This is a genomic window from Sphingomonas glaciei, assembly GCF_023380025.1.
In the GTDB taxonomy this organism is placed as follows: domain Bacteria; phylum Pseudomonadota; class Alphaproteobacteria; order Sphingomonadales; family Sphingomonadaceae; genus Sphingomicrobium; species Sphingomicrobium glaciei.
Map to the genome: position 1 here is coordinate 1,972,519 of NZ_CP097253.1, position 26,108 is coordinate 1,998,626.

At 67.4% G+C, this 26,108-nt stretch carries 29 protein-coding genes; 17 read left to right on the forward strand and 12 right to left on the reverse strand.

Features of this window, described 5'->3' with window-relative positions; all coding sequences use genetic code 11:
- The first annotated feature begins 68 nt into the window (after positions 1–68).
- A complete protein-coding gene (locus M1K48_RS09555) occupies positions 69–962 on the forward strand; it encodes a S1/P1 nuclease (RefSeq protein WP_249454761.1) in 894 nt (297 codons plus the stop codon).
- A 1-nt stretch (position 963) separates the two neighbouring features.
- Here the strand turns inward: M1K48_RS09555 and M1K48_RS09560 are convergent, their stop codons facing one another.
- From M1K48_RS09560 to M1K48_RS09575, 3 genes are all read right to left on the reverse strand, one after another.
- Entirely contained in the window at positions 964–1,263 is a 300-nt protein-coding gene (locus M1K48_RS09560; RefSeq protein WP_249454762.1) for a hypothetical protein, read from the reverse strand.
- Positions 1,263–2,198 carry an alpha/beta hydrolase gene (locus tag M1K48_RS09565; RefSeq protein ID WP_249454763.1) on the reverse strand — a complete coding sequence of 312 codons (936 nt, stop codon included), beginning with the start codon at positions 2,196–2,198 and terminating at the stop codon, positions 1,263–1,265. Before M1K48_RS09565 ends, M1K48_RS09560 begins: the two co-directional genes overlap by 1 nt.
- 200 nt (positions 2,199–2,398) lie before the next feature.
- The gene (locus M1K48_RS09575; protein WP_406697350.1) at positions 2,399–3,307 is read right to left on the reverse strand and encodes an SPFH domain-containing protein; all 909 of its coding nucleotides are present in this window, start codon (positions 3,305–3,307) and stop codon (positions 2,399–2,401) included.
- Positions 3,308–3,444: 137 nt separating this feature from the next.
- On the opposite strand from M1K48_RS09575, the gene M1K48_RS09580 reads away from it, so the two are divergent.
- Positions 3,445–4,389: an isoaspartyl peptidase/L-asparaginase family protein gene (locus M1K48_RS09580; protein ID WP_249454764.1), complete on the forward strand. Its 945-nt coding sequence runs from the start codon at positions 3,445–3,447 to the stop codon at positions 4,387–4,389.
- 3 nt (positions 4,390–4,392) lie between these two features.
- Positions 4,393–4,908 (forward strand): GNAT family N-acetyltransferase, encoded by a 516-nt coding sequence (locus tag M1K48_RS09585; RefSeq protein WP_249454765.1) that lies wholly within the window; start codon positions 4,393–4,395, stop codon positions 4,906–4,908.
- Here the strand turns inward: M1K48_RS09585 and M1K48_RS09590 are convergent.
- Positions 4,905–6,494: a cisplatin damage response ATP-dependent DNA ligase gene (locus tag M1K48_RS09590; protein ID WP_249454767.1), complete on the reverse strand. Its 1,590-nt coding sequence runs from the start codon at positions 6,492–6,494 to the stop codon at positions 4,905–4,907. The genes M1K48_RS09585 and M1K48_RS09590 overlap by 4 nt on opposite strands.
- Positions 6,495–6,689: 195 nt before the next feature.
- Here M1K48_RS09590 and M1K48_RS09595 point away from each other — a divergent pair, with 195 nt between their 5' ends.
- Positions 6,690–6,938 (forward strand): DUF6894 family protein, encoded by a 249-nt coding sequence (locus tag M1K48_RS09595; protein ID WP_249454769.1) that lies wholly within the window; start codon positions 6,690–6,692, stop codon positions 6,936–6,938.
- 7 nt (positions 6,939–6,945) lie between these two features.
- Here M1K48_RS09595 and M1K48_RS09600 read toward each other — a convergent pair whose 3' ends face one another.
- Positions 6,946–7,251, reverse strand: a complete 306-nt coding sequence (locus M1K48_RS09600; protein WP_249454771.1) for a hypothetical protein — start codon at positions 7,249–7,251, stop codon at positions 6,946–6,948.
- Between the two features lie 181 nt (positions 7,252–7,432).
- Between M1K48_RS09600 and rpmG the strand changes: the two genes are divergently transcribed.
- The gene (rpmG, locus tag M1K48_RS09605) at positions 7,433–7,600 is read left to right on the forward strand and encodes a 50S ribosomal protein L33 (RefSeq protein WP_160736254.1); all 168 of its coding nucleotides are present in this window, start codon (positions 7,433–7,435) and stop codon (positions 7,598–7,600) included.
- Positions 7,601–7,722: 122 nt separating this feature from the next.
- Here rpmG and M1K48_RS09610 read toward each other — a convergent pair whose 3' ends face one another.
- The gene (locus M1K48_RS09610; protein WP_249454772.1) at positions 7,723–8,103 is read right to left on the reverse strand and encodes a response regulator; all 381 of its coding nucleotides are present in this window, start codon (positions 8,101–8,103) and stop codon (positions 7,723–7,725) included.
- Positions 8,104–8,181: 78 nt separating this feature from the next.
- Here M1K48_RS09610 and M1K48_RS09615 point away from each other — a divergent pair, with 78 nt between their 5' ends.
- From M1K48_RS09615 to M1K48_RS09640, 6 genes are read left to right on the forward strand one after another with little or no spacing between them, the layout of a single operon-like run.
- On the forward strand, positions 8,182–8,409 hold the full coding sequence (locus M1K48_RS09615; RefSeq protein ID WP_319941169.1) for a DUF3572 family protein: 228 nt from the start codon (positions 8,182–8,184) through the stop codon (positions 8,407–8,409).
- The gene (locus M1K48_RS09620; protein WP_249454776.1) at positions 8,406–9,026 is read left to right on the forward strand and encodes an HAD family hydrolase; all 621 of its coding nucleotides are present in this window, start codon (positions 8,406–8,408) and stop codon (positions 9,024–9,026) included. The genes M1K48_RS09615 and M1K48_RS09620 overlap by 4 nt, the downstream gene beginning before the upstream one ends.
- Positions 9,023–9,766, forward strand: a complete 744-nt coding sequence (locus M1K48_RS09625; protein WP_249454778.1) for an SDR family NAD(P)-dependent oxidoreductase — start codon at positions 9,023–9,025, stop codon at positions 9,764–9,766. Before M1K48_RS09620 ends, M1K48_RS09625 begins: the two co-directional genes overlap by 4 nt.
- 31 nt (positions 9,767–9,797) lie before the next feature.
- Positions 9,798–10,262: a RidA family protein gene (locus M1K48_RS09630; RefSeq protein ID WP_249454780.1), complete on the forward strand. Its 465-nt coding sequence runs from the start codon at positions 9,798–9,800 to the stop codon at positions 10,260–10,262.
- Entirely contained in the window at positions 10,243–10,965 is a 723-nt protein-coding gene (locus M1K48_RS09635; RefSeq protein WP_249454782.1) for a glycerophosphodiester phosphodiesterase family protein, read from the forward strand. The genes M1K48_RS09630 and M1K48_RS09635 overlap by 20 nt, the downstream gene beginning before the upstream one ends.
- Entirely contained in the window at positions 10,952–12,079 is a 1,128-nt protein-coding gene (locus M1K48_RS09640) for a GNAT family N-acetyltransferase (protein ID WP_249454784.1), read from the forward strand. The genes M1K48_RS09635 and M1K48_RS09640 overlap by 14 nt, the downstream gene beginning before the upstream one ends.
- A gap of 77 nt (positions 12,080–12,156) precedes the next feature.
- On the opposite strand, the gene M1K48_RS14350 is transcribed toward M1K48_RS09640, so the two are convergent.
- Positions 12,157–13,023: a cold-shock protein gene (locus M1K48_RS14350; RefSeq protein WP_319941170.1), complete on the reverse strand. Its 867-nt coding sequence runs from the start codon at positions 13,021–13,023 to the stop codon at positions 12,157–12,159.
- A 199-nt stretch (positions 13,024–13,222) separates the two neighbouring features.
- On the opposite strand from M1K48_RS14350, the gene M1K48_RS09655 reads away from it, so the two are divergent.
- Genes M1K48_RS09655 through rpoN form a run of 5 tightly spaced genes read left to right on the forward strand, consistent with a single transcriptional unit; the run spans position 13,223 to position 17,338 of the window.
- Complete coding sequence (locus M1K48_RS09655) at positions 13,223–13,843, forward strand: ribonuclease D (RefSeq protein ID WP_249454785.1); 621 nt, start codon at positions 13,223–13,225, stop codon at positions 13,841–13,843.
- Positions 13,843–14,568, forward strand: coding sequence for an LPS export ABC transporter periplasmic protein LptC (lptC, locus tag M1K48_RS09660; protein ID WP_249454786.1), 726 nt, complete (start codon positions 13,843–13,845; stop codon positions 14,566–14,568). Before M1K48_RS09655 ends, lptC begins: the two co-directional genes overlap by 1 nt.
- A 5-nt stretch (positions 14,569–14,573) precedes the next feature.
- Positions 14,574–15,116 carry an LptA/OstA family protein gene (locus tag M1K48_RS09665; RefSeq protein WP_319941171.1) on the forward strand — a complete coding sequence of 181 codons (543 nt, stop codon included), beginning with the start codon at positions 14,574–14,576 and terminating at the stop codon, positions 15,114–15,116.
- Between the two features lie 6 nt (positions 15,117–15,122).
- Positions 15,123–15,896, forward strand: coding sequence for an LPS export ABC transporter ATP-binding protein (gene lptB, locus M1K48_RS09670; protein ID WP_249454788.1), 774 nt, complete (start codon positions 15,123–15,125; stop codon positions 15,894–15,896).
- Positions 15,897–15,913: 17 nt separating this feature from the next.
- Positions 15,914–17,338 (forward strand): RNA polymerase factor sigma-54, encoded by a 1,425-nt coding sequence (rpoN, locus tag M1K48_RS09675; protein WP_249454790.1) that lies wholly within the window; start codon positions 15,914–15,916, stop codon positions 17,336–17,338.
- Between the two features lie 6 nt (positions 17,339–17,344).
- Here rpoN and M1K48_RS09680 read toward each other — a convergent pair whose 3' ends face one another.
- A complete protein-coding gene (locus M1K48_RS09680; RefSeq protein WP_249454792.1) occupies positions 17,345–18,118 on the reverse strand; it encodes an endonuclease/exonuclease/phosphatase family protein in 774 nt (257 codons plus the stop codon).
- A gap of 97 nt (positions 18,119–18,215) precedes the next feature.
- Here M1K48_RS09680 and M1K48_RS09685 point away from each other — a divergent pair, with 97 nt between their 5' ends.
- Entirely contained in the window at positions 18,216–19,190 is a 975-nt protein-coding gene (locus M1K48_RS09685; protein ID WP_249454793.1) for an MBL fold metallo-hydrolase, read from the forward strand.
- 36 nt (positions 19,191–19,226) lie between these two features.
- Here M1K48_RS09685 and M1K48_RS09690 read toward each other — a convergent pair whose 3' ends face one another.
- From M1K48_RS09690 to M1K48_RS09705, 4 genes are all read right to left on the reverse strand, one after another.
- Positions 19,227–21,203: a hybrid sensor histidine kinase/response regulator gene (locus M1K48_RS09690; RefSeq protein ID WP_249454794.1), complete on the reverse strand. Its 1,977-nt coding sequence runs from the start codon at positions 21,201–21,203 to the stop codon at positions 19,227–19,229.
- Between the two features lie 56 nt (positions 21,204–21,259).
- Positions 21,260–22,714, reverse strand: coding sequence for an ATPase domain-containing protein (locus M1K48_RS09695; RefSeq protein ID WP_406697352.1), 1,455 nt, complete (start codon positions 22,712–22,714; stop codon positions 21,260–21,262).
- Positions 22,715–22,897: 183 nt separating this feature from the next.
- On the reverse strand, positions 22,898–25,405 hold the full coding sequence (gene gyrB, locus M1K48_RS09700; RefSeq protein ID WP_249454795.1) for a DNA topoisomerase (ATP-hydrolyzing) subunit B: 2,508 nt from the start codon (positions 25,403–25,405) through the stop codon (positions 22,898–22,900).
- 132 nt (positions 25,406–25,537) lie between these two features.
- A complete protein-coding gene (locus M1K48_RS09705; RefSeq protein WP_249454796.1) occupies positions 25,538–26,062 on the reverse strand; it encodes a DUF2141 domain-containing protein in 525 nt (174 codons plus the stop codon).
- Positions 26,063–26,108 lie beyond the last annotated feature (46 nt).

Below are 26,108 nucleotides of genomic sequence, written 5' to 3' on the forward strand. Positions count from 1 at the left end.
ATAGAGCCGGTCGATGACGGAACCAAGGCGGGCTTTCGCCGCCCCGGGGGCGAGGCTAAGGGACGGGCGTGCCGATCATCAGACTCCTCGCAGCGCTTCTCGCGCTGACCGCCGCCGCGCCTGCCGCTGCCTATTGGGAATATACCCACCGCCTGGTCGCCAGCATCGCCTGGGCCGAGGTCCAGCCCGAGACCCGGGTCAGGCTCAAGGCCCTGATGCGCGAAGGTGGACGGCTGGAAACGCCGGAATGCCCGGTCGGAACGCTGGAGGATGCAAGCGTCTGGGCCGACTGCATCAAGCCGCTGGGCGACCGCTTCAGCTATCAGTCGAGCTGGCACTATCAGAACGTCAACGTCTGCAAGCCGTTCAGTCTTCGCGACGCCTGCAAGGACGGCAATTGCGTGTCGGCGCAGATCGAGCGCAACGCGCGGCTGCTGGCGGACAGGAAGCTGCCGGTGCGCGAGCGGGTAATGGCGCTGGCCTATCTCACCCACTTCGTCGGCGACCTCGCGCAGCCGATGCACGGCGGCGACCGCGGCGACCTTGGCGGCAACCAGGTGCCGGTGACCTATGGCATCGTCGGCGGACGGACCAACCTCCACGGCATCTGGGACGGCTGGATCCCGGAGCGCGCAGTCACCTCGCCGCCGGGCGGCGTGAAGGGCCTGCTGGGCGGGGTCACGCCTGCGCAAAAGGTCGAACTCGCGGGCGGCACGGTCGAGGACTGGAGCCGCAAGGCGTGGGAAAATGCGAAGACCTATGCCTACACCACCGCGCTTGGTGATCCCTGCCGCGAGCGGGCCAAGGACGAGCGGGGCGAGGTCACCGAGGCCGAAGTCCAGGCGCTGATCCCCGCGGTCCGCCAGCAGGTCCTCGCCGGCGGGCTGCGGCTGGCGCGGATGCTCGACGATGCGGTGCTTCGCGGCGTTGCGCCGCAGCCACCCCGGCGCGGCGGCGATTGAGCTAGCGCTTGCCGCGCCGTTTCCAGGCGCGGAATTCCTCGAGATCCTTGGCGCTCATGTCGAGATCGACCCGCTCCGACTTCGCAATGGCGAGGCGGATGAAGACGAATGTCAGCAAGGCGACCCCGGAGAAGAAGGGCACGAACAGCCACGGATTTCGGTCGAGATGCGGACTGACGAGCAGCGCCGGCCCGGTCACCACCCCGACGAACGCGACCAATGCCGCCCAGCCCTTGGCATTGCGCGGGGTGATCTGCATGCGACCGCGACCGCGGTAGTAGGTGAACCAGGGATCGTCCATCACTTGGCACCCGTGACGAAGGCGGCGACGCGGTCGGCGAGGCCAGCGGTGAGCGGACGGTCGGCCTCGGCATAGGTGGCGAGGTTGGCGGCGCGCTCGGCCGGGGCGTCGGAGAGGACGTGGTTCATCGCAGGAAACAGCGCGTAGGACGCCCTCGGCGCCGCCTTCTTCAGCACGTCGCCATTGGCGAGTCCGACCTGCACGTCGTGCCCGCCCTGGACGATCAGCAGCGGCCGCTTGATCGCCGCCGCCAGCTTGGACGGATCCTGCGCGAGCAATTCGATCATGAAGCCCTGCACGGCCGGGTTGAACAGGCTCTGGCCCAGTGCCGGGAGGATTCCGTCTATGGACACCTTGCGGCCGGCCTCGAGCTCGCCAAGCGCGCGCTCGGCCGGGGGGAGATAGGGCGCTAGGGCGGGGTTGGCGCGAAGCTGCTTGCGAATGGTGTCGCCGAGCTTCTCGCCCGGCGTCGTCAGCAGCACGGCGCCGCAGACATCAGGCGCGTTGGCCGCGCGCATCGCGACCAGCCCGCCCTCGCTATGCCCTGCGACCCAGACGCACCTTTGCCCGGTGGCTTTGCGCGCCGACTCGACCCAGGCGCGGGTGTCGGCGTCATAGGCGGAGAAGGTGGCCTCGTTCGGATTGCCGGCCGCCGCGCTTCCGAACATCCCGCGCTTGTCGATCCGGACGGTGGCGACCCCGCGCTCGGCCAGCGCTTCGGCCAGCTTGCGATAGGGAGCAGCCTTGATCCCCGCAGGGCTGTTGCCGTCGCGGTCGGTCGGGCCGGATCCGGGAATGATGATCATCGCCGCCCGCGACTTGCCCACAGGCTTGAGCAGGGTGCCGGCAAGCGCGTCGGCGGGCCCGGCCTTGAGCTCGGTGGCAGCGGGCGGGGCGGCCGCGAGGGTGGCGGCAAGCAACAGGCTCAGCATCATTCACTCTCCTTGGGTGGGCGTCCGCGTTTTACAGGCTGCGGGGGCGTGAGCTTCACCCCCCGCGCCTTCAGCGCTTCGCGCAGCAGGCATTCGACCTCGGCATTAGCGGAGCGGATGTTGGCTGTGGCGCAGCGTTCCACCGCGGACCACAGGTCCGGGTCGATACGCAGTGGAAAGGCCTTCCGCTCCGGCATGACGACTTACTGGTAGAGGGTGCCGGTGTTGACGACAGGCTGGGTGTCGCGCTCACCGCACAGCACCACCATCAGGTTCGAAACCATGGCCGCGCGACGCTCGTCGTCAAGCTCGACGACGTTCTTCTCGCTCAGCATGGCAAGTGCCATCTCGACCATTCCGACCGCGCCTTCGACCAGGGTCTTGCGGGCGGCGACCACCGCTTGGGCCTGCTGGCGACGGAGCATCGCACCGGCGATCTCCTGCGCATAGGCGAGGTGGGTGAAGCCGCACTCGTCGACGCTGATCCCGGCGACCACCAGGCGAGCGTTCAGTTCCTGGCGAAGCTCGACCCCGACCTGGTCGTGGTTGCCGCGAAGGGTGACCTCGAGATGTTCGAAATCGTCATAGGGATAGCGCGAGCCGATGGCGCGAATGCCGGCTTCGACCTGCACCGCGACGAATGCCTTATAGTCGTCGACATCGAACAGCGCCTGGGCGGTATCCACGACCCGCCAGACGACCTGCGCCGCCATCTCGATCGGATTGCCGCGCAGGTCGTTGACCTTGATCCGCTCGGAGATGAAGTTGTTCGAGCGCACCGACACCTTGGCCCGCATCTCCCACGGCCAGACCCAGCGCAGCCCGGTGTTGCGGTCGGTCCCGCGATAGGAGCCGAACAGGGTGATCGAGGCGGCCTGGTTGGGCTGCAGCATGTAGAAGCCGCACAGGATGAACAGCAGCGCGATCGGGGCGGTGATCACCCCGGCGATGGCGAGCGGCGGACCAGCGCCCTCCCGGCCGATCAGGCCACCGATGGATACGATCTGGACCACGATCGCGACAAGCAACAGAAGCAGCATCGCATAGCCGCTGAACGTCCGCGCCGGCCGTTCGGCACTCGCAGACAGATTCGTGATTCCCCCATTCAACATCATCGCCTCCATATCTGATATCATATTTATATAGTTTCAATACACAGTGCAAGAGCCGTCGGGTTACGCTAATTGGCGCCGACGTCCTCTTTTCGGGAGACACCATGCGCCTAGCCCTATTGATCGGAGCCTTGTTGATGACCGCCCCCGCCCAAGCCACGGATTGGAAGCTGGTCATCCATGGCGGCGCCGGCGTGATTGAGCGGTCGGCGCTGACGCCTGACAAGGAAAAGGAAATCCGCGCCGGCCTCGACCGGGCGCTGGCGGCCGGAGCGGCGGTGCTCGAGCGCGGCGGCGCGGCGGTGGACGCGGTCGATGCGGCGGTCCGGGTGCTGGAGGACGATCCCAACTTCAACGCCGGGCGCGGCGCGGTCTTCACTTTTGACGGCAAAAACGAGCTCGACGCCTCGATCATGGATGGCCGCACGCGGGCGGCCGGCGCAGTGGCCGGGGTCACCCGGACGAAGAATCCGATCGGCCTCGCCCGCAAGGTGATGGAGGCGAGCAATCATGTGATGCTGAGCGGCGGCGGCGCCGACGCTTTCTCGCGCGAGCAGGGACTGGAACAGGTCGACCCGAGCTACTTCGCGACCGATTATCGCCGCACGCAGCTGGAGACGTTCAAGTCTGGCAAGGTCAGCGCGCTCAACATCGAATATCGCTACGGCACGGTGGGCGCGGTGGCGCTCGACAAGAGCGGCCATGTCGCCGCCGCCACCTCGACCGGGGGCATGACCGGCAAGCGCTGGAACCGGGTCGGCGATGCTCCGATCATCGGCGCCGGCACCTATGCCGACGACCGGGCCTGCGCGGTCTCCGCGACGGGATCGGGCGAGATGTTCATCCGGGTCGGGGTCGCGCACGAAATCTGCGCCAGGGTTCGGTTGCTCAAGGAAGATGCGGGCACGGCGGCCGACACGGTGATGAAGGAAGTCGCGGCGATCGACGGCAGCGGCGGGGTGATCGTGGTCACCCCGAAGGGCGAGATGGCCTACAGCTTCAATTCGGCCGGCATGTACCGCGGTAAGGCCGACGCCAGCGGCCGCAAGGTCGCGATCTTCGGCGACGAGGAGCGGCGCTGAACGATGCAGCTCGAACGTGCGACCTCTGCCGACTTGCCCGCGCTCCACGCGCTGGTGGAGCGCGCCTATCGCGGTGAGACGGCGCGGGCCGGGTGGAGCCACGAGGCGGACCTGCTGACCGGCGACCGCACCAGCGTCGCCGAGCTGCAATCCTGTCTGGATGCGGGCGAGTATCTGCTGGTGTGGCGCGACGGCGGAGCGATCCGGGCCTGCGTCAGGCTGGTTCGGCTGAACGCAGAGCTGGCCTATCTTGGCATGCTGACGGTCGATCCGGGTTCACAGGGCGAAGGGTTGGGGAAGCGGCTGCTGGCAGCGGCCGAGGCCTATGCCCGCGACGAGATCGGCGCGACGCGGATGGAGATGCAGGTGTTCAGCCGCCGCCGCGAACTGCTCTCCTTCTATGAGCGGCGGGGCTACCACCCGACCGGCGAGCGGCGGCCCTTCCCTTATGACGAGGCACCGAACGCGGGCGCGCAGTTCGACGACCTCGAATTCACGGTGCTGGAGAAGAAGCTCTAGGTCGCCATCGCCAGCAGGGTCGCGACCTTGTCGGCTTCGTGCGCGGGCTTGTCCTGGCGTATCCGGGCGATGCGGGGAAAGCGCATGGCCAGGCCCGAGCGGTGACGTTTGCTCTGGTGGATCGAATCGAAGGCGACTTCGAACACCAGGGTCTTCTCGACCTCGCGCACCGGGCCGAAGCGGTTGACGGTGTGACGTCGGACGAAGCGGTCGAGCCATTTCAGCTCTTCGTCGGTGAATCCCATATAGGCCTTGCCGACCGGCAGCAGCTCCCCATCCTCGGCCCAGCAGCCGAAGGTGAAGTCGGAATAGAAACTCGAGCGCTTGCCCGAGCCGCGCTGGGCATACATGACCACGCAATCGGCGGTCAGCGGGTCGCGCTTCCACTTGTACCACAGGCCGACCCGGCGCCCGGCGACATAGGGCGCGTCGCGGCGCTTCAACATCATGCCCTCGATCGAGGCATCGCGGGCGCCGGCGCGAATGTCGGCCAGGTCGGCGAAGCTGTCGGCCTCGATCAGCGAGCTCAAGTCGAAGCGGTCGGCGGGCAGACGCTCCATGAAGGCTTCTAGTCGGGTGCGGCGCTCGGACCAGGGCAGGCCGCGAAGATCCTCCTCGCCGTCGAACAGCAGGTCGTAGAGGCGGACAAAGGCGGGATATTCCTCGCGGGTCTTGGCGCTGACGACCTTGCGGCCGAGGCGCTGCTGGAGCGCGTTGAAGCTGGCCGCGGCGCCGCCATGCTCGTCCGCTCCCTGCCCCGCGCCGCGCACCAGCAATTCGCCGTCGAGCACCGCGGGCAGGCGGAAGGCCTCAGCGACCTCGGGAAAGCTGCGGGTGACGTCGTCGCCGGTGCGGCTGTAGAGCCGCGCCTCGCCTCCCGCATGGACCAGTTGCAAGCGGATGCCGTCCCACTTCCATTCGGCGGCATAGGCGTCGAGGTCGAGCTCGGCGTCCTCCAGCGGATGGGCGAGCATGAAGGGCCGGAACACGGGAATGTCGAGGGCGGTCGGCTGCTCCCCGCGGCCCTCGCCCCAGGCGAACAGTTCGAGATAGGGCGGCTTCAGCCCGTGCCACACCTCCTCCACCGCCTCGACGTCGAGCTCGAAGGCGTCGGCAAAGGCCTGCTTGGCATTGCGGGCATTGATCCCAACCCGCAGTTCGCCGGTCGCGAGCTTGAGCAGGGCGTAGCGGCCGGGGGCGTCGAGGTGGTCGAGCATCGCCACCAGCACCGCCGGCGCGTCCGAGCGGCTGGCATTGCGGAGCCGGCCGACCGCTTCGCTGATAGTGATGGTGCCGTCATCCCATTCGCCCTCGGCGCTCGGCCAGAGCAGCGAGACGGTCTCGGCCAAGTCGCCGACGTAATTGTGGCTCATCCGCAGCAGCAGGGGGTCGACCCGTTCGGAGGCGAGGGCGCGGATCACGGCGCCCTTCACGTGCGGGATGTCGAGCGTGCCGGTGAGCGCGGCCAGCGCATAGCCGCGATCGGGATCGGGGGTGCGGCGAAGATAGTCACCGATCAGCTTGAGCTTGGCCAACCGCGAGCGGGTGTAGACGAGCGAATCGAGCAGTTGCGAGAAATCACGCATGCAGGCGTAACGACCCTAGAGCCGGCGGAGTTGCGGCGGAACCCGGAAGCGGGACGGGAGAAAGGCCGTCTCTCAACGCGCTACTTTATTCGGCAAACGCCCGGAACGTCGATTACTCGACATTCGTTCAACCCCCATCGTCGGACATGCTGACGACAGAGAGACTTAGTGGCGCTCTCTTATTCAAGGCCGTTTATGTCACGCTACCATTTTCACCTTTCCAGCGGCCACGAAACCCGGGACGAGGAAGGGACCGATCTCGACTCCCTGCAGGAGGCTCGCTGCTATGCCGTGCGGATGATCGCCGAAGTGCTGTGCACCTCTCCCGAACGCTATTGGGACAGCGATTGCTACCGGATCACGGTGGCCGACGACACGGGGCTGACCCTGTTCATGGTTGAAATGAATTCGATCGACGCGGCGGCGCTCGGCCCCAAGGGCTAGCGGGCGTTCAGTGCAACCGGGCCGCCACCGCGGCAAGCACGGCTTCGCGCTCGGAAGCTGAACGGGCGGCGAGCGCTTCGGCGGCATGGTCGAGGCAGGCGTGGGTGGCGACCCGGCAGCCGGGGAGCAGCGCCAGTTGCGACGAAAGGTGGGCGAGCCCTTCCATCGCGTGCAGCCCGGCGCGGTCGGCGGTGCCGCGGATGGCGTCCATCCGGGCGTGGATGTCGAGCGGGCTCAGCGCCTCGGCGCGGGCGCGGATGTCGTGCAGCCGGCGCTGCAGCTCGTAGTGGAGATCGGCGACCGAATCACTCATGCTTCACCTCGTTGCTGCCCGTGGAGAGTGCGCGTCGAGGGTAAACAGAGCGATAAGACCGGGGCATGACCGATCGATGCCGGCCATGTGAACTTGACAAGATCGGCCGCCGCCGCCATTGGGACGCCGATGCGGGCGGCTTCGGGCCGCTCTTTCTTTTTCAAGCTTTGGGTGCACCACGATGGCCAAGCCGGCAACCGTCAAGATCAAGCTCGTCAGCACGGCCGATACCGGCTTCTTCTACGTGACCAAGAAGAACCCGCGCAACACGACCGAGAAGATGACCTTCCGCAAGTATGATCCCGTCGTGCGCAAGCATGTCGAGTTCAAGGAAGCCAAGATCAAGTAACCCCGCGGGGTTGGCGATCCCGGCCGTCGGCCGGGTGTGCCGCAGGGACGAGCCGCCTGGTGCGGTTGAGGGCGCTTCGGCGCCCTTTTCTGCGTGTGCTGCGTCTGGCGGCAGCCAGCCGGTCAGGCGACCGATGCTTCCTTGGGCAGCAGCGCGCTGACCTCCTGCACGAATCGGGCGACCGAGATCGGCTTGGAGACATAGGCCTGAGCCCCGGCGGCGCGGATCCGGTCGTCGTCGCCCTGGCCCGCATAGGCGGTCACCGCCATGATCGGCACGTCGGCCAGGCCCGGCTCCTGCCGGATGGCGCGAATGAGCTCGAGGCCGCTGACATAAGGCAGTTGGATGTCTGTGATGACCAGGTCGGGCCGGAAGTCCTTGACGGCGTCGAGCGCCAGGCGGCTGTCGGTCACCGGACGCGCGTCATGGCCGTGGGCCGCAAGCAGGTCGCAGAACAGCTTGATGTTGAGGGCATTGTCCTCGACAACCAGGATCCTGGCCATGTTCAGGCACTCCTCATAATTTCAGTATAGGCTATGATCCGGCCAAGCCCAAACGACAGTGACTCCATAACGGTTGCCTTGCAGGCGCTTGCCGTTTCACTTGGAGACGAATCGAGAGCATCGCGGCTGCTGTCGCTGACCGGGCTGACGCCCGACGACCTGCGCCACCGGGCGTCCGAACCGGCCGTGCTGGTTGCCGTCCTGCGGTTCCTCGAAGACCATGAGCCCGACCTGCTGACGGTTGCCGACACGCTGGGGATCAAGCCGCAGGAACTGGTTGCCGCGAGGATCGCTCTCGAGCCATGAACCGACCGATCCTGATTACCGATTGCGATGAAGTCCTTCTCCACATGGTCCGTCACTTCTCTTCCTGGCTGGAGGAGGACGAGGACGTGCTGTTCCGGCCCGAGGACGGCGACATGGGCACCGCGCTGAAATATCGCGGCAGCGGCGAGGTGGTGCCCAAGCAGGAGGTCTGGTCCTACCTCGGCCGATTCTTCGAGGGGGAGATGAGCCGGCAGACTTTGGTGCCCGGCGCCGTCGAGGCGCTCGGCCGGATCGGCGAAACGGCGGACATCGTGATCCTGACCAACCTGCCGCACAAGGCACATCCGTGGCGGGTCGAGCAGCTCGCGGCGCACAACATCCATCACGAGGTGGTCTGCAACAGCGGCGGCAAGGGCGAGCCGCTGAAGTCGATCATCGAGCGCCACGGGGCGACGCATAGTGTGTTCGTCGACGACCTAGCGGTCCATCATGCCTCGGTGGCGACCCACTCGCCTGACACTTACCGCCTGCATATGATCGCCGAGCCGAGCCTTGCCGCGGTCACCGCGCCGGCAGAGGCGGCCCATGCCCGGATCGACGACTGGGCCACCGCTACCCCCTGGATCCTGGAACGACTGGAAGGTCGCGCGCCATGAAGACCTGCCTCATCACCGGTGCCACTGCGGGGATCGGCGCCGCCTCCGCCCGCGCCTTCGTCGGGGCCGGCTGGCGGGTGATCGGGACCGGTCGGCGCGAAGAGCGGCTGAAGGCGCTGCAGGAGGAATTGGGCGCGGCATTCCTTCCGCTGGCGATCGACATGCAGGATTTGGAGCAGGTCGGGACACTGGCCAGCTTGGAAGGCGAGTGGTCGGCGATCGACTGCCTCGTCAACAATGCCGGGCTGGCACCGCCGATGGCCGACCTGCAGGACAGCAAGTGGGACGATCTCAAGACCGTGCTCGACACCAACGTCACCGGGCTGGTGGCGTTGACCCGGACCTGCCTGCCCAAGCTGATCGAGGCCAAGGGGCTGATCGTGAACCTGTCGTCGGTGGCAGGCAATTACCCCTATCGCGGCGGCGCGGTGTACGGCGGGACCAAGGCCTTCGTGCGCCAGTTCAGCCTGGCGCTGCGCAACGACGTCGCGGGCACCGGGGTCCGGGTGACCTCAATCGAGCCGGGGATGGCCGAGACCGAGTTCACCGTGGTCCGCAACGGCGGCGACCAGGCCGCGTCGGACGCGCTCTATGCCGGGGTCGAGCCGATGACCGCGGAGGATCTTGCGAACACCATCCTGTGGGTCGCGAGTCAGCCGCCGCACCTCAATTTTAACTCGATCGAGCTGATGCCGACCCGGCAGAGCTGGGCCGGGTTCGCGATGACCCGCCAATCTTGACCTTGGGCGCGCAAGAAGCCACTCGCGCGCCATGAGCATCGATCAGCGCCTCGCCGAACTCGGCATCACCCTTCCCGCCGCCGCCGCCCCGGTCGCGGCCTATGTCCCCGTGGTCCAGAGCGGCAATTTGCTGTTCGTGTCGGGCCAGGTCAGCTTCGCCGAGGACGGTAGCCGGATCACCGGCCGCCTGGGTGAGGACATGGAGCTGGAAGCTGGCCAGGAAGCCGCAAGGCGCTGCGGACTGATGGTGCTGGCGCAGGTCGCCCAGGCGCTTGGCGGGTCGCTCGACCGGGTCAGCCGGATCGTGAAGCTAGGCGTTTTCGTCAATTCGACGGGCGATTTCACCGATCAGCCCAAGGTGGCCAATGGCGCTTCAGAGCTGATGCAGGACGTGTTTGGCGAAGCCGGGCGCCATGCCCGTGCCGCGGTAGGCGTTCCGGCGCTGCCGCTGGGCGTCGCGGTCGAGGTGGATGCGATTGTCGAGGTCCGCGACTGAGCGGCTGTTCGCTGGGACGGCCGGCTTCGCGCATCGCGGCCGGCATGGTCCCGGCGTTCCCGAGAACAGCATGGCGGCGTTCCGTGCCGCGATCGACGCGGGCGCGGGGATCGAGTGCGACCTGCGGCTCAGCCGCGATGGCTTCGCGATAATTTTCCACGATTCGAGCCTGGAGCGGCTGTGCGGCGTTGCGGCCGAGACCGAATCGGTGCCAGCCGCGGGCTTGCTGGCGTTGACGCTGGCGGGCAGCCGCGAGTGCATTCCCTGGCTTGGTGCACTGCTGGAGCTGGCAGGTGAGCACACGCCTTTGCTGCTGGAGCTGAAGACGCGCGCCGGCAGTCCGCCGCCGCCGATCGACCTGCTGTGCCGGACCGTGGCCCCCGACCTTACGCGGCATCCCGGGCCGGTCGGCGTGATGAGCTTCGATCCGCGCATCGGGGATTGGTTTGCGCGGCATGCCCCGGACATCCCGCGCGGGCTGGTGATTGGCGACGCCCTGCCGGCGTGGCGGAGGTTTGCGATGCTTGGCGTCGCGCGTCCCACTTTCCTGGCGGTCGAAACGACGGCTGCTGCGCGGCCGTGGGTCGCAAAGGCGCGCAGGCGCTGGCCGGTCGCCAGCTGGACCGTTCGCACGGCGGAGGAGCGCGCGGCCCTTTCGGATCGGGTCGATGCGCTTATCTGGGAGGGGGATGGCCGACCATGATCCTGTCGAGGCGCGAATCGCCGAGTCCTTTGCCTCGGTCGACGCGGCGGAGTGGGACGCGCTGGCCGGGCCGGACGACCCCTTCCTTAGCCACGCCTTCCTGTCGGCGCTGGAAGATTCGGGCAGCGTCGGCCAAGGTAGCGGCTGGAGCCCCCTGCCGCTGCTGGTGACGCAGGGTGGCACGACCGTCGGCGCCGCGGCCGCCTACCTCAAGTCGCACAGCCAGGGCGAATATGTGTTCGACCATGGCTGGGCCGATGCCTGGCAGCGGGCCGGCGGAGACTATTATCCCAAGCTGCAGGTCGCGGTGCCGTTCACCCCGGTTGTAGGGCGGCGCCTGCTGGGCGAGCAGCCGGAGCTGGTGCTGGCTGCGGCCGAGACGGTGGTCCAACAGAATGACCTGTCGTCGGCACACGTGACCTTCCTGACCGAGGCCGAGGCGGACGCGGCGGAGAAGCGGGGCTGGTTGGTACGGCATGGGGTTCAGTTTCACTGGCACAGTGCCGGGGAGACCGATTTCGACGGCTTCCTGGCCCGGTGCAGCAGCCGCAAGCGCAAGGTCATCCGCAAGGAGCGCGCGGCCGCGCGCGAAGGGCTGACATTCCGGCACCTGCAAGGAGCCGAGATCGGCGCGGCCGAGATGGACGCGATGTGGCGCTTCTACCAGGACACGGGCAGCCGCAAATGGGGCCAGCCCTATCTTACCCGCGCCTTCTTCCGGACCGCGGTCGAGCGGCTGGGCGACCAGTTGCTACTTTTTCTGGCCGAGCGCGACGGGCAGCCGATCGCCGGCGCGCTCAACTGGGTCGGCGCGGATACGCTCTACGGCCGTTATTGGGGCTGCAGCGAGGAAGTGCCGTTCCTGCACTTCGAGCTGTGCTATTACCAGGCGATCGACTGGGCGATCGCGCATGGCCTCGGCACGGTCCAGGCCGGGGCGCAGGGCGAGCACAAACTCGCTCGCGGCTATGAGCCGGTGCTGACCCGCAGCGTGCATTTCATCCCGCATCCGCAGTTCCGCGCGGCGGTGGCGGACTTCCTGGTCCGCGAGCGCGAGGCAATGCGATTCGAGCTCGAGGCGCTACGAACCGAGGTGCCGTTCCGCAAGGAATGAGCGCAAACAAAAAGGCCCGCCAGGTTTCCCCGGCGAGCCCTCCTTGCCCCTCGCGCGAACGCGAGTGAGGCCGTTCCTCAGCCCTGGAGCGGGCTGAGGTTCACGGCAGCATGCTTGCCGCGGCGGTCGACTTCGAGTTCGAACTCGAGGCGGTCGCCTTCGTTGAGGCTGGTCATGCCGGCGCGCTCGACGGCCGACACGTGGACGAATGCGTCCGGCTGTCCGTCATCGCGCTGGATGAAGCCGAAGCCCTTCATCGCGTTGAAGAACTTGACGGTGCCCGAAGCCTTTTCGCCGGTCAGCTGCCGCTGCGGAGCGGCCGCGGCGCGCTCAACCGCGAGCGGTTCGCCGTCGATGCGCAGGTTGGTCGCCGAAATGCGTCCGCCGCGATCGACCAGGGTGAACTCGAGCGGCTGACCGTCGGCGAGGTCGGTGAGACCCGCCTGCTCGACCGCCGAGATGTGCACGAACACGTCTTCGCCGCCGTCATCACGGACAACGAAGCCGAAGCCCTTCTGCGGATTGAAGAACTTGACGACGCCCTTGCCTTCGCCAACGACCTGCGGGGGCATGCCGCCACCGGCACCGCCGCCACCGCCGCCACCGCGGAAGCCACCGCCGCCGCCGCCGCCGCCGAAGCGACCACCGCCGCCACCGCCGAAGCGATCGCCGCCACCGCCGCCGCCGTAGCTGCTGCCGCCGCCGCCACCGCGATAGCCACCGCCGCCACCGCTGCCGCCGCCGAAGCCGCCACCGCCGCCGCCGCGATATCCACCGCCGCCGCCGCCGCCGCCGAAGCGGTCGCCACCGCCGAAGCCGCCGCCACCGAAGTCACCGCCGCCAAAGCCGCCGCCACCGAAGTCGCCGCCACCGCCGCCGAAATCACCCTTGCTGTCGCGTCCGCGACCACCGCGGTCGCCCTTACGCCCTCGATCGTAACCCATGCCCGTGCAAACTTCCTCGAACCCGATTCTATTCAAACCAACGCGCTGGGCTCAACGGCGCAACCGGTCACGGCATGCCTCAAGAGACATGATTCCGTTGTCGACCCTACAGGAAAAAAGGGCATTGCTCTAGCCGTTTGTCTATGCCGTCAGGTCATGACCCGTTAAGCGGGCCTGAAGCACAGGGTAGCGCATCACCATGGCCATTCATTTCCACGAAGAAGATCTGCCCTCGCAGGCGCTGTTCGGCCCCGGACCGATTGCGGTCGATACCGAGGCGATGGGTCTTCACCCCGGCCGCGACCGTCTGTGCCTGGTGCAGCTGAGCGACGGCAGCGGCGACGAGCATCTGGTGCGATTCTCGCCCGGCAGCGACTATGCCGCGCCCAATCTCAAGGCGCTTCTGGGCGACCCGAACCGGTTGAAGCTGTATCATTTCGCGCGCTTCGACATCGCGATCATGCGTCATTACCTGGGGATCATGGCCGCGCCGCTCTATTGCACGCGGACCGCATCGCGGCTGATCCGGACCTACACCGACCGGCACGGCCTGAAGGAGCTGGTCAAGGAATTTCTCGGAACCGACATTAACAAGCAGCAGCAGACCAGCGACTGGGGCGGGGCCGAGCTCAACGACGCGCAGCGGGACTATGCCGCCAGCGACGTGCGCTACCTCCATGCGCTGAAGGAAAAGCTCGACGTGCGGCTGCAGCGCGAAGGCCGCGTCGCGCTCGCCCAGTCCTGCTTCGACTTCCTGCCCGCGCGCGCCGAGCTCGACCTTGCCGGCTGGCCCGAGACGGACATCTTCGCGCACAGCTGATGAGCGAAGCCGCCAACCTCCAGCGCGAAAAGGCGCAACATTGGGCGGAGCCGGGAAGCCGGCACGACAAGCTGGTCGGCACGCTCAAGATCGCCCTGCCCTCGGCGGTCGGGGTAGTAGCAGCCATCTTTCTGATGCTGCCGCTGACCGAGGACCAGGAGGTCAGCTTCATCCTCGACAAGAAGGATGTCGGGCGGGCCGAGGAGCGGATGAAGATCGAGGCGGCGCGCTACAGTGGGACCGACGACAAGGGCCAGCCGTTCGTCCTCAACGCCGACCGCGCAGTGCAGCAGACCAGCAACGTGCCGATCGTCGACATCAGCGGGGTGCGCGCGCGGCTCGGGCTGGCCCAGGGCCCGGCGACGATTCAGGCACTGCAAGGCCGCTACAATCTCGACCAGCAGCAGGTGGCGGTCAGCGGCCCGGTCCGGGTCAGCGGGCCAGAAGGCGAGCAATTGCTGACCCGCGACGTGCTGATCGACCTCAAGAGCCGGCAGGTCCGCAGCACCGGGCAGATTGGCGGGCGGATGCCGGTCGGGACCTTCAACGCCAATAGCCTGTCGGCCGATCTCGGCACCCGCCAGGTCGCCCTGAACGGGGCGGTGACCGGACGACTGGCGCTCGGCACCTTCAGCGCGGCGCGGATGCGGGCCGATCTCAATAGCCGCGTGGTGGTGCTGGATGGCGGCGCGCGGTTGAAAATCACGCCCGGGACGGTCAGATGAGCCGCATGGGCAAGATTTCCAACCTCGTAGCCGCCTTCGCGTTGGCCGCCACCACGGCGGGGGGCGTCGCGCTTGCCCAGACTCAGGGCGGCCCGGTGTCGGCACTGAAGGGGCATAACAGTAACGCCCCGATCGACGTCGCCAGCGACCGGATCGAGGTGCAGGACCGCGCCGACCGCGCGATCTTCGCCGGCAACGTCAAGGTACGCCAGGCCGAACTGGCGCTCGACACCGAGCGGCTGACCGTTGCCTACACCAGCACTGGCGGACTCCAGATCGACCGGCTCGACGCCAGCGGCGGGGTGACGGTGCGCAGTCCGTCGGAAACCGCGCGCGGCGATTTCGGCATCTACGATCTCAACCGCCGCCTGATCACCCTGATCGGCGCGGTCCAGCTTCAGCGCGGCGATTCGCGGATCAGCGGCGGGCGGATGACCATCGACCTCGACAGCGGCCGCGCGGTGGTCGACGGCGGCCCGGCCGGGGTTGGCGAAAGCGGCGGACGGGTCACCGGGCGCTTCACCGTTCCCCAGCGCCGCGGCGGCTGAGGCTCGATGAACGAGGCCAGCGCCATTCCCCTGCCGGCCGACGCCGTGCCCCAGGCCATGCGCGGGCTGGAAGTGCGCAGCATCGCCAAGAGCTACGACAAGCGCCAGGTGCTGCGCGACGTCAGCCTGGAAGTGCATCGCGGCGAGGTGGTCGGGCTCCTGGGGCCCAACGGCGCGGGCAAGACGACCTGCTTCTATTCGGTGATGGGGCTGGTGAAGCCCGACCACGGCCGGATCATGATGGACGGGCGCGACATCACCCCGCTGCCGATGTACCGCCGAGCGATCCTCGGCCTTGGCTACCTGCCGCAGGAGACCAGCATCTTCCGCGGGCTGACGGTCGAACAGAATATCATGGCGGTGCTGGAAGTCGCCGAGCCCGACCGCGCCGCGCGCGAAGCGAGGCTCGAGCGGTTGCTCGGCGAATTCGGGCTGACGGGCCTCCGCGCATCGCCGGCGATGGCGCTGTCGGGCGGCGAGCGGCGGCGGTGCGAGATCGCCCGGGCGCTGGCGGCCGATCCTAAGATCATGCTGCTCGACGAGCCGTTCGCCGGCATCGACCCGATCAGCATCAGCGACATCCGCGACCTCGTCCGCGATCTTAAGGGGCGCGACATTGGGGTGCTGATCACCGACCATAATGTTCGCGAAACGCTGGACATCGTCGACCGCGCCTGCATCATCTACGACGGACAGGTGCTGTTCGCCGGGACTCCGGAAGCACTGGTCGCGGACCAGGACGTGCGCCGGCTGTACCTCGGCGAATCGTTCGAATTGTAAGGGCTTAGGCGGGACCGATGGGACTGGGTCCGGGACTTCACCTCCGCGCTTCCCAGTCGCTGGTGATGAGCCAGCAGCTGAGCCAGGCGATCAAGCTCCTGCAGCTTACCAACCTCGAAGTCGAAGCCGCGATCGCCGAGGAGATGGCGCGCAACCCGCTGCTGGAAATGGGCAGCGAAGGCGACGTTGTGGTGCGCGAGGACGTCGAATATGGCGACGCCCCGGCCGACCCCAAGGGCGCCGACGAGCTTGGCGGGCGGGGCGACGAGGCGCTCGACAGCGACTGGCGCGAGGCGGCGGGGGAGACCGACGCCTCCTACGAGATCGGCGCGCCGGGCGAGGACGGGTTCGACTTCGACCGGCTGGCGAGCTGCGAGACCGGCCTTTGCGAGCATCTGATGGGGCAGCTGCATGGCGCCGGGCGGGTGGCGGAGGCGATCGTCCATGAGCTGGAGGAGACCGGCTGGCTGACGACCCCGCTGAAGGACATCGCCGCCGCGCTGGAGGTGCCGCTGAAGGAGATCGAGGCGGGACTGAAGCTCGTGCAGGGGCTCGATCCAGCCGGCGTCGGGGCGCGCAACCTGGCCGAGTGCCTGGCGCTGCAGGCCAAGGCGGCGGACCGCTATGATCCGGCGATGGCGCGGCTGATCGCCAACCTCGACCTGCTGTCGCGGGGGCAGACTGCGGCGCTGAAGCGGATCTGCGGGGTCGATGATGAGGATCTGGCGGACATGATCCGCGAGCTTCGCGCCTATGATCCCAAGCCCGGCTGTCGCTTCGCTTCCGAGCCCCAGACCGCTGCCGAGCCCGACGTGCTGGTGCGGCGGACCCAGACCGGCTTCGTGGTCGAACTCAACCCCGCGACCCTGCCCCGGGTGCTGGTCAACCGCCGCTACCACCAGGAACTGAAGACCGCGTCCAAGGGCGACCGAAAGAGCCGAGCCTGGCTATCGGAGCAATATCAGAGCGCCTCCTGGCTGGTCCGGGCGCTCGACCAGCGCGCACGGACCATCGTCAAAGTCGCCAGCGCCATCGTCACCGCGCAGGAGGGTTTCTTCCGCGACGGCGTCCGAGCGCTGCGGCCGCTGACCATGGGCAAGGTCGCCGAGGCGGTCGAAATGCACGAAAGCACGGTCAGCCGGGTCGCGGCGGCTAAGAGCCTGCTGTGCGACCACGGCCTGTTCGAATTGCGCAGCTTCTTTTCGAGCGGGGTGGCGGCCGACGATGGCGAGGGCGCCAGCGCCGACGCGGTCAAGGCGGCGATCCAGCGGCTGGTGGCGGCGGAGACCGAGGTGCTGAGCGACGATCAGCTGGTCGAGTTGCTCAAGGAGCAGGGCATGGTGCTGGCCCGGCGTACGGTGGCCAAATATCGCGAGGCAGTGGGGATCGGGTCGAGCGTCCAGCGGCGGCGGCAACGTGCGATCCAGGGCAAGGCGGCGTAGGGCCGACTACCAGCCGATACGCGCCCACACCGGGAGGTGGTCGCTGGCAATCTGGGCCAGCTCACTGACGTGGACCCCGGACGCCTCGACGGTGAGGGCATGGTCGACGAACAGCCGGTCGAGCACTGCCATCGGGCGGCGGGCATGAAAGCTCGGGCCCGGGGCGACGATCCGGTAGTCGGGTTCGAGATCGCGCAGGCAGGCGGCGGTGGCGCGCCACTCGTTGGTGTCACCCATCAGGACCGTCGGCATCTTGTGCTGGCGGGCAGCGACCGCCTCGTGGATCGCCTTTAGCTGGCGGCGGCGCCAGAGGCCGCTGAGGTCGAGATGGAGTCCGACGACCCGGATCGGTCGGTCGCGGACCAGCAGCTCCACCAGCACTGCGCCGCGCGGTTCAAGCGTCGGCAGGTCGAGCGCGGCGACGTCGAGCACGCCGACGTCGGGCCGGACCAGGATCGCATTGCCGTGCCAGCCGATGTTGCGGGTATCGACCTTGAGCCATTCGTCGACCCGCGCCCCGACGGTCGGCAGGCGGTCGAGCGCGCGGCGGTTCCTGACCCCGAGCGGGACCGGCAGCCAGTGACCATGGCCTTCCCACAATTCGTGCGGCACTGCGCTGGCCCGGCCGCCGGTCCGCTTATCGGCTTCCTGCAGCGCGATGATATCGGCTCCGACTTCCTCCAGCACGGCGAGGATCCGCTCAGGATCGCGGCGCCGGTCGAGCCCGACCGCCTTGCGCATGTTGTAGGTGGCGAGGGTGAGCGAAGCTCTGTCCGTCATTGCCGTTGCCGCTCTTCCATCTGGCCGTGAACGCCTCCACTGGTGAACCGGCTCCGGCCAGCCCCCGGAATCGTCAGCGTTGAAGGGAGCGGCAGGCGTGCGCAATCCATATTATGACGGCCCGCCGAGCGATCATTTCGACGGAACGCGCTTCTTCAACCCGCCCGGCCCGGCCAGCGACAAGGGCTTGGGAGACGTTCTGCGCTGGCAGCTGCGCGAAACCAGGGCGCGCTGGCCGAGGCAGGTGCCGGTCACGGCCGTCCGGCCCGAGGAGCGGGTCACCGGGCTACGGGTGACCATGGTCGGTCATTCCACCCTGCTGATCCAGGGCTCGGGAGTGAGTTTGCTGACCGACCCGGTATGGGCGCCGCGTGCCAGCCCCCTTTCGTTCGCGGGTCCCAGGCGAGTGACCGAGCCGGGCATCCGGTTCGAAGACCTGCCGCCGATCGACGCAGTGTTGCTGTCGCACAATCATTACGATCATTGCGACCTCGCCACGTTAAAGCGGCTGGGCGCGGCGCACGATCCCTTGTTCATCACCCCCCTCGGCAACGATACCCTGATCCGCCAGGCCGCGCCGGAGGCGCGGTGCTTTGCCGGTGACTGGGGCGACGGCACAGGGCTGGGCGGCGACGTCCGGGTCGAGATCGTTCCCGCCAACCACTGGTCGTCGCGAACGACCCGCGATCGGCGGATGGCCTTGTGGAGCGGGTTCGTGCTGCGGCTGGGCGGCAGGACGCTCTATTTCGCCGGGGACACTGGCTATTGCGGTGGCGGGATCTTCGCCGACATCCGCGCGCGGTACGGCCCCATGGATGTCGCACTGATCCCGATCGGAGCCTATGCGCCCGAATGGTTCATGGCCGAGCAGCATTGCAACCCGGAGGATGCGGTGCGGATCATGGCGGCCCTCGACGCGCAGCGCGCGATCGGCATCCACTGGGGCACCTTTCAACTGACCAACGAAGCCCGCGAGGAGCCGCCCGAGCGCCTGGCGGCAGAGCTCGACCGCCGCGGCATTCCCGGTGAACGCTTCGTCGCCGGAGTGCCGGGGGTCAGTTACGACTTCTGACGTCGTTCCAGACTTGTCCTCGTCGGCTCCGAATCGTCACTTGTGTCGCTTGAAGGGAAGGACCTTGCGATCGTCGGGCCCGGTCAGGCGATTGAGCGCCGCGGCGAGATCGGCCTGGCGGAACGGCTTGGCGAGTTGCGGGATCTGGAGTTCGAGATCGCCGCCCGAATAGCCGGTCACGATCATCACCGGCATGCCGGGAAAGCGCTTTTCGAGGTGCGCGGCGAATTCGGCGCCGTTCATCCGCGGCATCATGTAGTCGGTGACCACCGCATTGGCCTCGAGGCCATCGGCTAGCATGGCGAGCGCCTGCGCGCCGCCCGACGCTTCATGGACCTCGTGGCCGATGTCGCGGAGCATCTCGGCGGTGCCGGAGCGGACCAGATCCTCGTCGTCGACCAGCAGCACGCTGAGCTTGCGCACCGGCGTCACCGCCTCGTTGCGGGTGACGGCCAGCGGGTCCGCCGCGGCCTGCGCGACCGGGAGATAAAGGTCGGCGCGGGTGCCCTGCCCGACCACGCTGCTCATCTCGAACGCGCCGCCAAGCTGGGCAGCGAGGCCGTGGACCATCGACAGGCCCAGCCCGGTGCCCTTGCCGACGCCCTTGGTCGAGAAGAAGGGCTCCACCGCCCGGGCCAGGGTCGCGGCGTCCATGCCCGATCCGCAGTCGATCACGGAAATGCGGATATAGGCGCCGGGCTTGAGCTTGCCGCCCTGATTGGGGCCGATCATCGCCTGTTCGGCGGCCACGGTTAGCAAGCCGGCGCCGTCCATCGCGTCGCGGGCGTTGACGCACAGGTTGAGCAGCGCCAGCTCGAGCTGGTTGGGATCGGCCATCGCCGCCGGCAGCCCGTGCCCGGGATGGAGCCGCAGCTCGACCCTCGGCCCGATCGAGCTCGCTACCAGGTCGCGCATTCCCTCGAGCAAGGTGGCGATGTCGATCGCCCGGGTTTCCAGGGCTTGGCGGCGGGCGAAGCCGAGCAGGCGGCTGACCAAAATCTTGGCCCGCTCGGCCGATTGCAGCGCACCATCGAGCAGCCGGGCCGAGCGCGGATCGTCGGCCCCGTAGCGGCGATTGAGCATGTCGAGCGCGCCGGTGATCGGAGTCAGCAGGTTGTTGATGTCGTGCGCGACGCCGCCGGTCAGCTGGCCAATCGTCTCCAGCTTCTGCGCCTCGTGCAGCTGCGAGGTAGCGATCTCGCGCTGGGCGACCTCTTCCTCGACCCGCCGCTCGAGCGTCTGGTTGAGCTCGAGCAATTCGGTCTCGGCCCGCTTCCTGGCGGTGACGTCCTGGAAGATGACGGCGACTTCGTTGCGGCTCCTTGGCTCGACCCGGAAGGCGGCCAGTTCGAGGTGCCGACCCGTCGCGACCAGCTCGCGCTCGAAGCGGATCGGCTCGCCGGTCAGGAGCACCCGGCGGTACAGTTCGACCCACGCCCCGGCCTCGTCGGGGACCATCTCGCGCACCTTCTGGCCGACGACCTGGGGAATGCCGGCATGGCGTTCGTAGGCCGGATTGGCCTGGATATGGACATAGTCACTGAGCGGGCCGTCGGGTCCGTCGATGAATTCGATGACCGCGAACCCCTCGTCCATCGTCTCGAACAGGGTGCGGAAGCGCTCCTCACTGTCCTTGAGCTCGACCAGACGGGTACGCGCTTCATACTGGCGCTTGCGACCGCGCAGCGCCGAGCTGGCGAGGCTGAGCAAAGTGGTCGGGTGAAACGGGCGCTCGAGGAAGGTCACGTTGCCGAGCACTTCGAGATAGCGCCGCGCCGCGGGATTGCGCTCAAGCCCGCCGCCGCGGCTGGTAAGCAGGACGAACGGCAGGTCGGACCATTCCTCCTGATCCTCGATCCAGGCAGCCAGGCCGTGGAGGTCGGTCGAGGCGATCGCTTCCTCCGTCACGATGACGAAGGCGGCCCCCTTGTCGAGCTCGGCGATGAGGGCCGGCACGCTGTCGCAGGCGGTGGCTTCGAGCCCCCCCTCGCGCAGCATCTCGCTGGCGATCACCGCATCGCGTCCTCGCGGAGCGAGAACGAGCGCTCGTTCAGAGAGGGTTGTACGCTTCAAACCTTGTCGACAGTCGGCATGAGCTTGGCGGAATCGACCAGAGTGGGCACGCCCCGCAGCACCCCCTGGAAGCCGTCGAGCGGATCGCCCAGCGTGACGCCTTCGCTGCTGATGCGATATTCGCGGATCGTGTCCTCATGCGCACCGGTCCGCTTCTTGACCACCGAGATGGCTCGGCGAACCCGGCCGAGCGCCTCGAAATAACGGAGCAGGATCACGGTGTCGGCAAGGTAGGTGACGTCCACCGGCGTGCGCATGTCGCCGACCAGGCCGTGCTGGGCCACGGTCAAGAAGGTCGTGGCCCCCTGGCGATTGAGGTACTGGAGCAGCTCGTGGATGTGCAGCACCAGCGCATGCTCGCCCGGCATCGAGGCCTGGTAGCCATTGAGGCTGTCGATGACGACGGTCTGTGCACCATAGTCCTCGACACAGCTACGGACTCGGGAAGAGAATTGTCCCGGCGTCATCTCGGCCGCGTCCACCTGCTCGATGACGAGCGAACCCGAATCGACAAAGGATTGGAGATCGATGCCGAGGGAGCGCGCGCGCTCGATCAGCAGTCCGAGTTCCTCGTCGAACACGAACATGGCGGCCTTTTCGCCGCGTCCGACCGCGCTCTTGATGAAGGTCAGGGCCGCGATCGATTTGCCGGTGCCGGCCGGTCCCAGGATCAGCACGCTCGAACTGCGCTCGATCCCGCCGCCGAGGAGGGAGTCGAAGCGCTCCTGCCCGGTGCTGATGACGGTCCGGTCGAAGGTGTTGCGGTGCTCGGCCGAGACCAGGCGCGGGAAGACCTGCACGCCCCCGGTCTCGATCGCCAGGTCGTGATAGCCGCCCCGGAAGCGACGGCCGCGATATTTGATGACCCTCAGTCGCCGCCGCTCCGCCCCGTATTCGGGCGCGAGTTCCTCGAGGCGGATGACGCCGTGCGCGACCGAGTGGACCGTCTTGTCGTTGACGTCGGTGGAGAGGTCGTCGAGCATCAGGACAGTCGAATTGCGCTTGGCGAAATAGTGCTTCAGCGCAAGAATCTGCCGTCGGTAACGCAGCGAGCTCTGCGCCAGCAGGCGGATCTCGGACAGGCTGTCGACGACCACGCGGTCGGGATTGGTCGCCTCGAATGCCTCGAAGATACGCTTGGTGGTCTCGCCCAGTTCGAGATCGGAAGAGTAGAGCAGGCTCTGCTGCTGCTCGTCGTCGAGCAGGCTTTCCGGCGGCACCAGTTCGTAGATCGAAATTCCGGCAAGGTCCCAGTCGTGCGACGTCGCGGACGAGCGCAGCTCATCCTCGGTCTCCGACAGGGTGATGTACAGACACTTCTCCCCCAGCTTCGCGCCGGACTGGAGAAACTGCATGGCGATCGTGGTCTTGCCGGTGCCAGGGCTCCCCTCGAGAAGATAGACCCTGCCACGCTCGAAGCCGCCATTGAGGACGTCGTCGAGCCCGCCGATGCCCGAAATTGCCTGTGTCGTTCCGACCTCCCTCAACAACGAGGCCGGGACATCACGCGACCTTCACGATATTTCAATAGCGGTACCACGGAATGGTTCCGGCGGGATATCCCTGGCCGCGAGCCGCAGGGCGACTTGGCCCTATGAAAGGCAGCGTCCTGCAGCCGAAAGGCAATATGACGCCTACACGTCGAGGTTGGCGACGCTCAGCGCATTGTCCTGGATGAATTCGCGGCGGGGTTCGACGATCTCGCCCATCAGGCGTGAGAAGATCTCGTCGGCGACGTCGGCCTGGCCGATCTCGACCCGCAGCAGCGAGCGGTTGGCCGGGTCGAGGGTGGTTTCCCACAATTGCTCGGCGTTCATTTCGCCCAGACCCTTGTAGCGCTGGATGCTGAGGCCCTTGCGGCCCGCGGCAAGCACCGCGTTGAGCAGCTCGGAGGGGCGGGTGACCGCGATCGGCTTGCCCTTGGTGTCGGCGGCGGCCTGCTCGAGCGCTTCCTCGCCTTCGCCGGCGCCGACGGTCGGCTCGGCCTGGACGTCGGCGCCCTTCTTGAGCGTGCGGAGGGTTGAGGGAGTCTGGTAGACCTCGGCCTGTTCGGCGGCAAGGGTGTGGAGCTTGCGGGCTTCGGCCGAGGCGATGAAGGCGGGTTCTATGATGGTGACGTCGGTCACCCCGCGCCACAGCCGGCGGAGGAGGTAGCCGCCTTCGGCCGCCAGTTCGCCCGTCCAGCGCGCTTCGGGATCGCCGAGGCCCTGCCACGAAGCGACCTTCTCGATCGCGGCGCGGCGTCCGGCGGTCGCCAGCTCAGGATCGAGCGCGCCGGCCAGCGCCAGCGCTTCGAGCAAGGCCGGGTCATACTTCTTGGGCGCATAGCGCATCAGCGTGCGGACCCGCCGGGCATGCTCGACCAGGCCGCGCAGGTCGGGCCCCTGGCGCATGTCGGTGGCGGTTTCGAGCTGCATGCCTTCGAGCCCGGCGTCGACCAGATAATCGTCGAGCTGAGCATCGTCCTTGAGATAGACTTCCGAGCGGCCACGGGCGACCTTGTACAGCGGCGGCTGGGCGATGAGGAGGTGGCCGGCTTCGATCAGTTCGGGCATCTGGCGGTAAAAGAAGGTCAGCAAAAGCGTGCGGATGTGGGCGCCGTCGACGTCGGCGTCGGTCATGATCACGATCTTGTGATAGCGCAGCTTGGAGAGATTGAACTCCTCGCGGCCGATGCCGGTGCCGAGCGCCTGGATGATGGTCCCGATCTCGCGGCTCGACAGCATCCGGTCGAAGCGCGCGCGTTCGACGTTGAGCAATTTACCGCGCAGGGGCAGGATCGCCTGGTTCTGGCGGTTGCGGCCCTGCTTGGCCGAGCCACCGGCGGAATCGCCCTCGACCAGGAACAGTTCGCTGAGCGCGGGGTCGCGTTCCTGGCAGTCGGCGAGCTTGCCGGGCAAGGAAGCGATGTCCATCACGCCCTTGCGGCGGGTCAGTTCGCGGGCGCGCTTGGCGGCTTCGCGGGCGGCGGCGGCATCGATGATCTTCTGGATGATGGCGCGGGCGTTGACCGGATTTTCCTCCAGCCATTCGGTCATCTTGTCGCTCATCAGCGCTTCAAGGGGCTGGCGCACCTCGGAGCTGACCAATTTGTCCTTGGTCTGCGAACTGAACTTGGGATCGGGCAGCTTGACCGAGACGATGGCGGTCAGGCCCTCGCGCATGTCATCGCCGGTGAGCGTGACCTTTTCCTTCTTCAGCATGCCGGACTTTTCGGCATAGCCGTTGACGGTGCGGGTCAGCGCGGCGCGGAAGGCGGCGAGGTGGGTGCCGCCGTCGCGCTGGGGGATGTTGTTGGTGAACGGCAGGACGTTCTCGTAATAGCTGTCGTTCCACTCCAGCGCGACGTCGATGCCGATGCCGTCGCGCACCGCCGAGATGGCAATGGGATCGGGAAACAGCGGGGTCTTGGCGCGGTCGAGATATTTCACAAAGGCGGCGATCCCGCCTTCGTAGAACAGCTCCACTTCCTTGCGCTCCTCGTGCCGGGCGTCGGCGAGGACCAGGCGCACGCCGGAGTTGAGGAAGGCGAGTTCACGGAAGCGATGCTCGAGCTTGTCAAAGTCGAATTCGGTGATCTTGAAGGTATCGGGAGAGGGCAGGAAGGTGACCTTGGTCCCCTTCTTACCCTCGGGTGCGGGGCCGACGACCTTCAATGGCGCGACTGCATCGCCGAGGCGGAAGCGCATGTAATGCTCCTCGCCGTCACGCCAGATGGTGAGATCGAGGAATTCGCTGAGCGCGTTGACCACCGAAACGCCGACGCCGTGAAGGCCGCCGGACACCTTGTAGGCGTTGTCGTCGCTGGTGTTTTCGAACTTACCGCCGGCGTGGAGCTGGGTCATGATGACCTCAGCGGCCGACACGCCTTCCTCGGCGTGGATGCCGGTCGGGATGCCGCGGCCATTGTCCTCGACCGTGACCGAGCCGTCGGGATTGAGCTGGATCAGGATGCGGTCGCAGTGACCGGCGAGCGCTTCGTCGATGGCATTGTCGGACACCTCGAACACCATGTGGTGGAGGCCCGATCCGTCGTCGGTATCGCCGATGTACATGCCCGGCCGCTTGCGCACCGCGTCGAGGCCTTTCAAGACCTTGATGCTGTCGGCGCCGTAGGAGTTCTGGTTCGCTTCTTCTGCCATGCAGAAGCTATAGCGCATGCCCCCCGGAAGTCACGTGCGCGGGCGTGCGCGCGAGGGCCGGAGCCCGTGTTATCAGAGGAAGGGGGTGACGGACGGTGCGCAAGGGGGGAAACGCACCGCCCGCCAAACTGGTTACTTGCCCTTGAGCGTCACGCTGGCCGTGCCGCCGGTGGCCGCGACGTCGAACGCCGCGGGGGCGAAGGCCGGGGCGCCCGTCTGGGCGGTACCGCTGAAGCCATAGGGCTCGGTCGGGCCGGTCGCGCCGATGGTGAAGCTGCCGTTGCGGTCGGTGTCCTGGACCACGGCGGCGGCATAGCGGCCGGCCGGGACGCCCGACAGAGTGGCGGTAACCGAAGTGCCGGTCGGCTCGACCTTGGTGGTGTAGGTGCCGGCGCTCTTGCCGAATTCGCTCTCGCTCTGCAGCGCGACGAGGACCGGGCCACCGTCGGCGGCGACGCCGTCGATGTTGACGGTGACCACTGCGGCGCCGTTGGCCATGTTGCCCGCGACGCCGGCGTTCATGCCGTCATCGGTGATCAGATTGTCGACCGCAGCCATGTCGTTGGTGACGACAGAATCGCTGTTGGCTGTGTCGGTGGTGCCGCTGCAGGCCGCGAGGGCAAGCACGCTGGCGGCAATGAAAAGGCTGCGCATCATTTTCTTCCTTCGACGGGATAATGTCGGGAAGAGAACAATGCGCAGC

What these genes read in the sequence shown, in the direction of transcription:
- M1K48_RS09625 (WP_249454778.1), top strand. Translation starts at nt 9,023, where the DNA reads ATGAAGACCTGCCTCATCACCGGTGCCACTGCGGGGATCGGCGCCGCC.
- M1K48_RS14350 (WP_319941170.1), bottom strand. Translation starts at nt 13,023, where the DNA reads ATGGGTTACGATCGAGGGCGTAAGGGCGACCGCGGTGGTCGCGGACGC.
- M1K48_RS09565 (WP_249454763.1), bottom strand. Translation starts at nt 2,198, where the DNA reads ATGATGCTGAGCCTGTTGCTTGCCGCCACCCTCGCGGCCGCCCCGCCC.
- M1K48_RS09560 (WP_249454762.1), bottom strand. Translation starts at nt 1,263, where the DNA reads ATGGACGATCCCTGGTTCACCTACTACCGCGGTCGCGGTCGCATGCAG.
- M1K48_RS09705 (WP_249454796.1), bottom strand. Translation starts at nt 26,062, where the DNA reads ATGATGCGCAGCCTTTTCATTGCCGCCAGCGTGCTTGCCCTCGCGGCC.
- rpmG (WP_160736254.1), top strand. Translation starts at nt 7,433, where the DNA reads ATGGCCAAGCCGGCAACCGTCAAGATCAAGCTCGTCAGCACGGCCGAT.
- M1K48_RS09620 (WP_249454776.1), top strand. Translation starts at nt 8,406, where the DNA reads ATGAACCGACCGATCCTGATTACCGATTGCGATGAAGTCCTTCTCCAC.
- M1K48_RS09640 (WP_249454784.1), top strand. Translation starts at nt 10,952, where the DNA reads ATGGCCGACCATGATCCTGTCGAGGCGCGAATCGCCGAGTCCTTTGCC.
- M1K48_RS09665 (WP_319941171.1), top strand. Translation starts at nt 14,574, where the DNA reads ATGGGCAAGATTTCCAACCTCGTAGCCGCCTTCGCGTTGGCCGCCACC.
- M1K48_RS09590 (WP_249454767.1), bottom strand. Translation starts at nt 6,494, where the DNA reads ATGCGTGATTTCTCGCAACTGCTCGATTCGCTCGTCTACACCCGCTCG.
- M1K48_RS09680 (WP_249454792.1), bottom strand. Translation starts at nt 18,118, where the DNA reads ATGACGGACAGAGCTTCGCTCACCCTCGCCACCTACAACATGCGCAAG.
- M1K48_RS09575 (WP_406697350.1), bottom strand. Translation starts at nt 3,307, where the DNA reads ATGTTGAATGGGGGAATCACGAATCTGTCTGCGAGTGCCGAACGGCCG.
- M1K48_RS09585 (WP_249454765.1), top strand. Translation starts at nt 4,393, where the DNA reads ATGCAGCTCGAACGTGCGACCTCTGCCGACTTGCCCGCGCTCCACGCG.
- M1K48_RS09610 (WP_249454772.1), bottom strand. Translation starts at nt 8,103, where the DNA reads ATGGCCAGGATCCTGGTTGTCGAGGACAATGCCCTCAACATCAAGCTG.
- M1K48_RS09655 (WP_249454785.1), top strand. Translation starts at nt 13,223, where the DNA reads ATGGCCATTCATTTCCACGAAGAAGATCTGCCCTCGCAGGCGCTGTTC.
- M1K48_RS09630 (WP_249454780.1), top strand. Translation starts at nt 9,798, where the DNA reads ATGAGCATCGATCAGCGCCTCGCCGAACTCGGCATCACCCTTCCCGCC.
- lptC (WP_249454786.1), top strand. Translation starts at nt 13,843, where the DNA reads ATGAGCGAAGCCGCCAACCTCCAGCGCGAAAAGGCGCAACATTGGGCG.
- gyrB (WP_249454795.1), bottom strand. Translation starts at nt 25,405, where the DNA reads ATGGCAGAAGAAGCGAACCAGAACTCCTACGGCGCCGACAGCATCAAG.
- M1K48_RS09595 (WP_249454769.1), top strand. Translation starts at nt 6,690, where the DNA reads ATGTCACGCTACCATTTTCACCTTTCCAGCGGCCACGAAACCCGGGAC.
- M1K48_RS09580 (WP_249454764.1), top strand. Translation starts at nt 3,445, where the DNA reads ATGACCGCCCCCGCCCAAGCCACGGATTGGAAGCTGGTCATCCATGGC.
- M1K48_RS09600 (WP_249454771.1), bottom strand. Translation starts at nt 7,251, where the DNA reads ATGAGTGATTCGGTCGCCGATCTCCACTACGAGCTGCAGCGCCGGCTG.
- rpoN (WP_249454790.1), top strand. Translation starts at nt 15,914, where the DNA reads ATGGGACTGGGTCCGGGACTTCACCTCCGCGCTTCCCAGTCGCTGGTG.
- lptB (WP_249454788.1), top strand. Translation starts at nt 15,123, where the DNA reads ATGAACGAGGCCAGCGCCATTCCCCTGCCGGCCGACGCCGTGCCCCAG.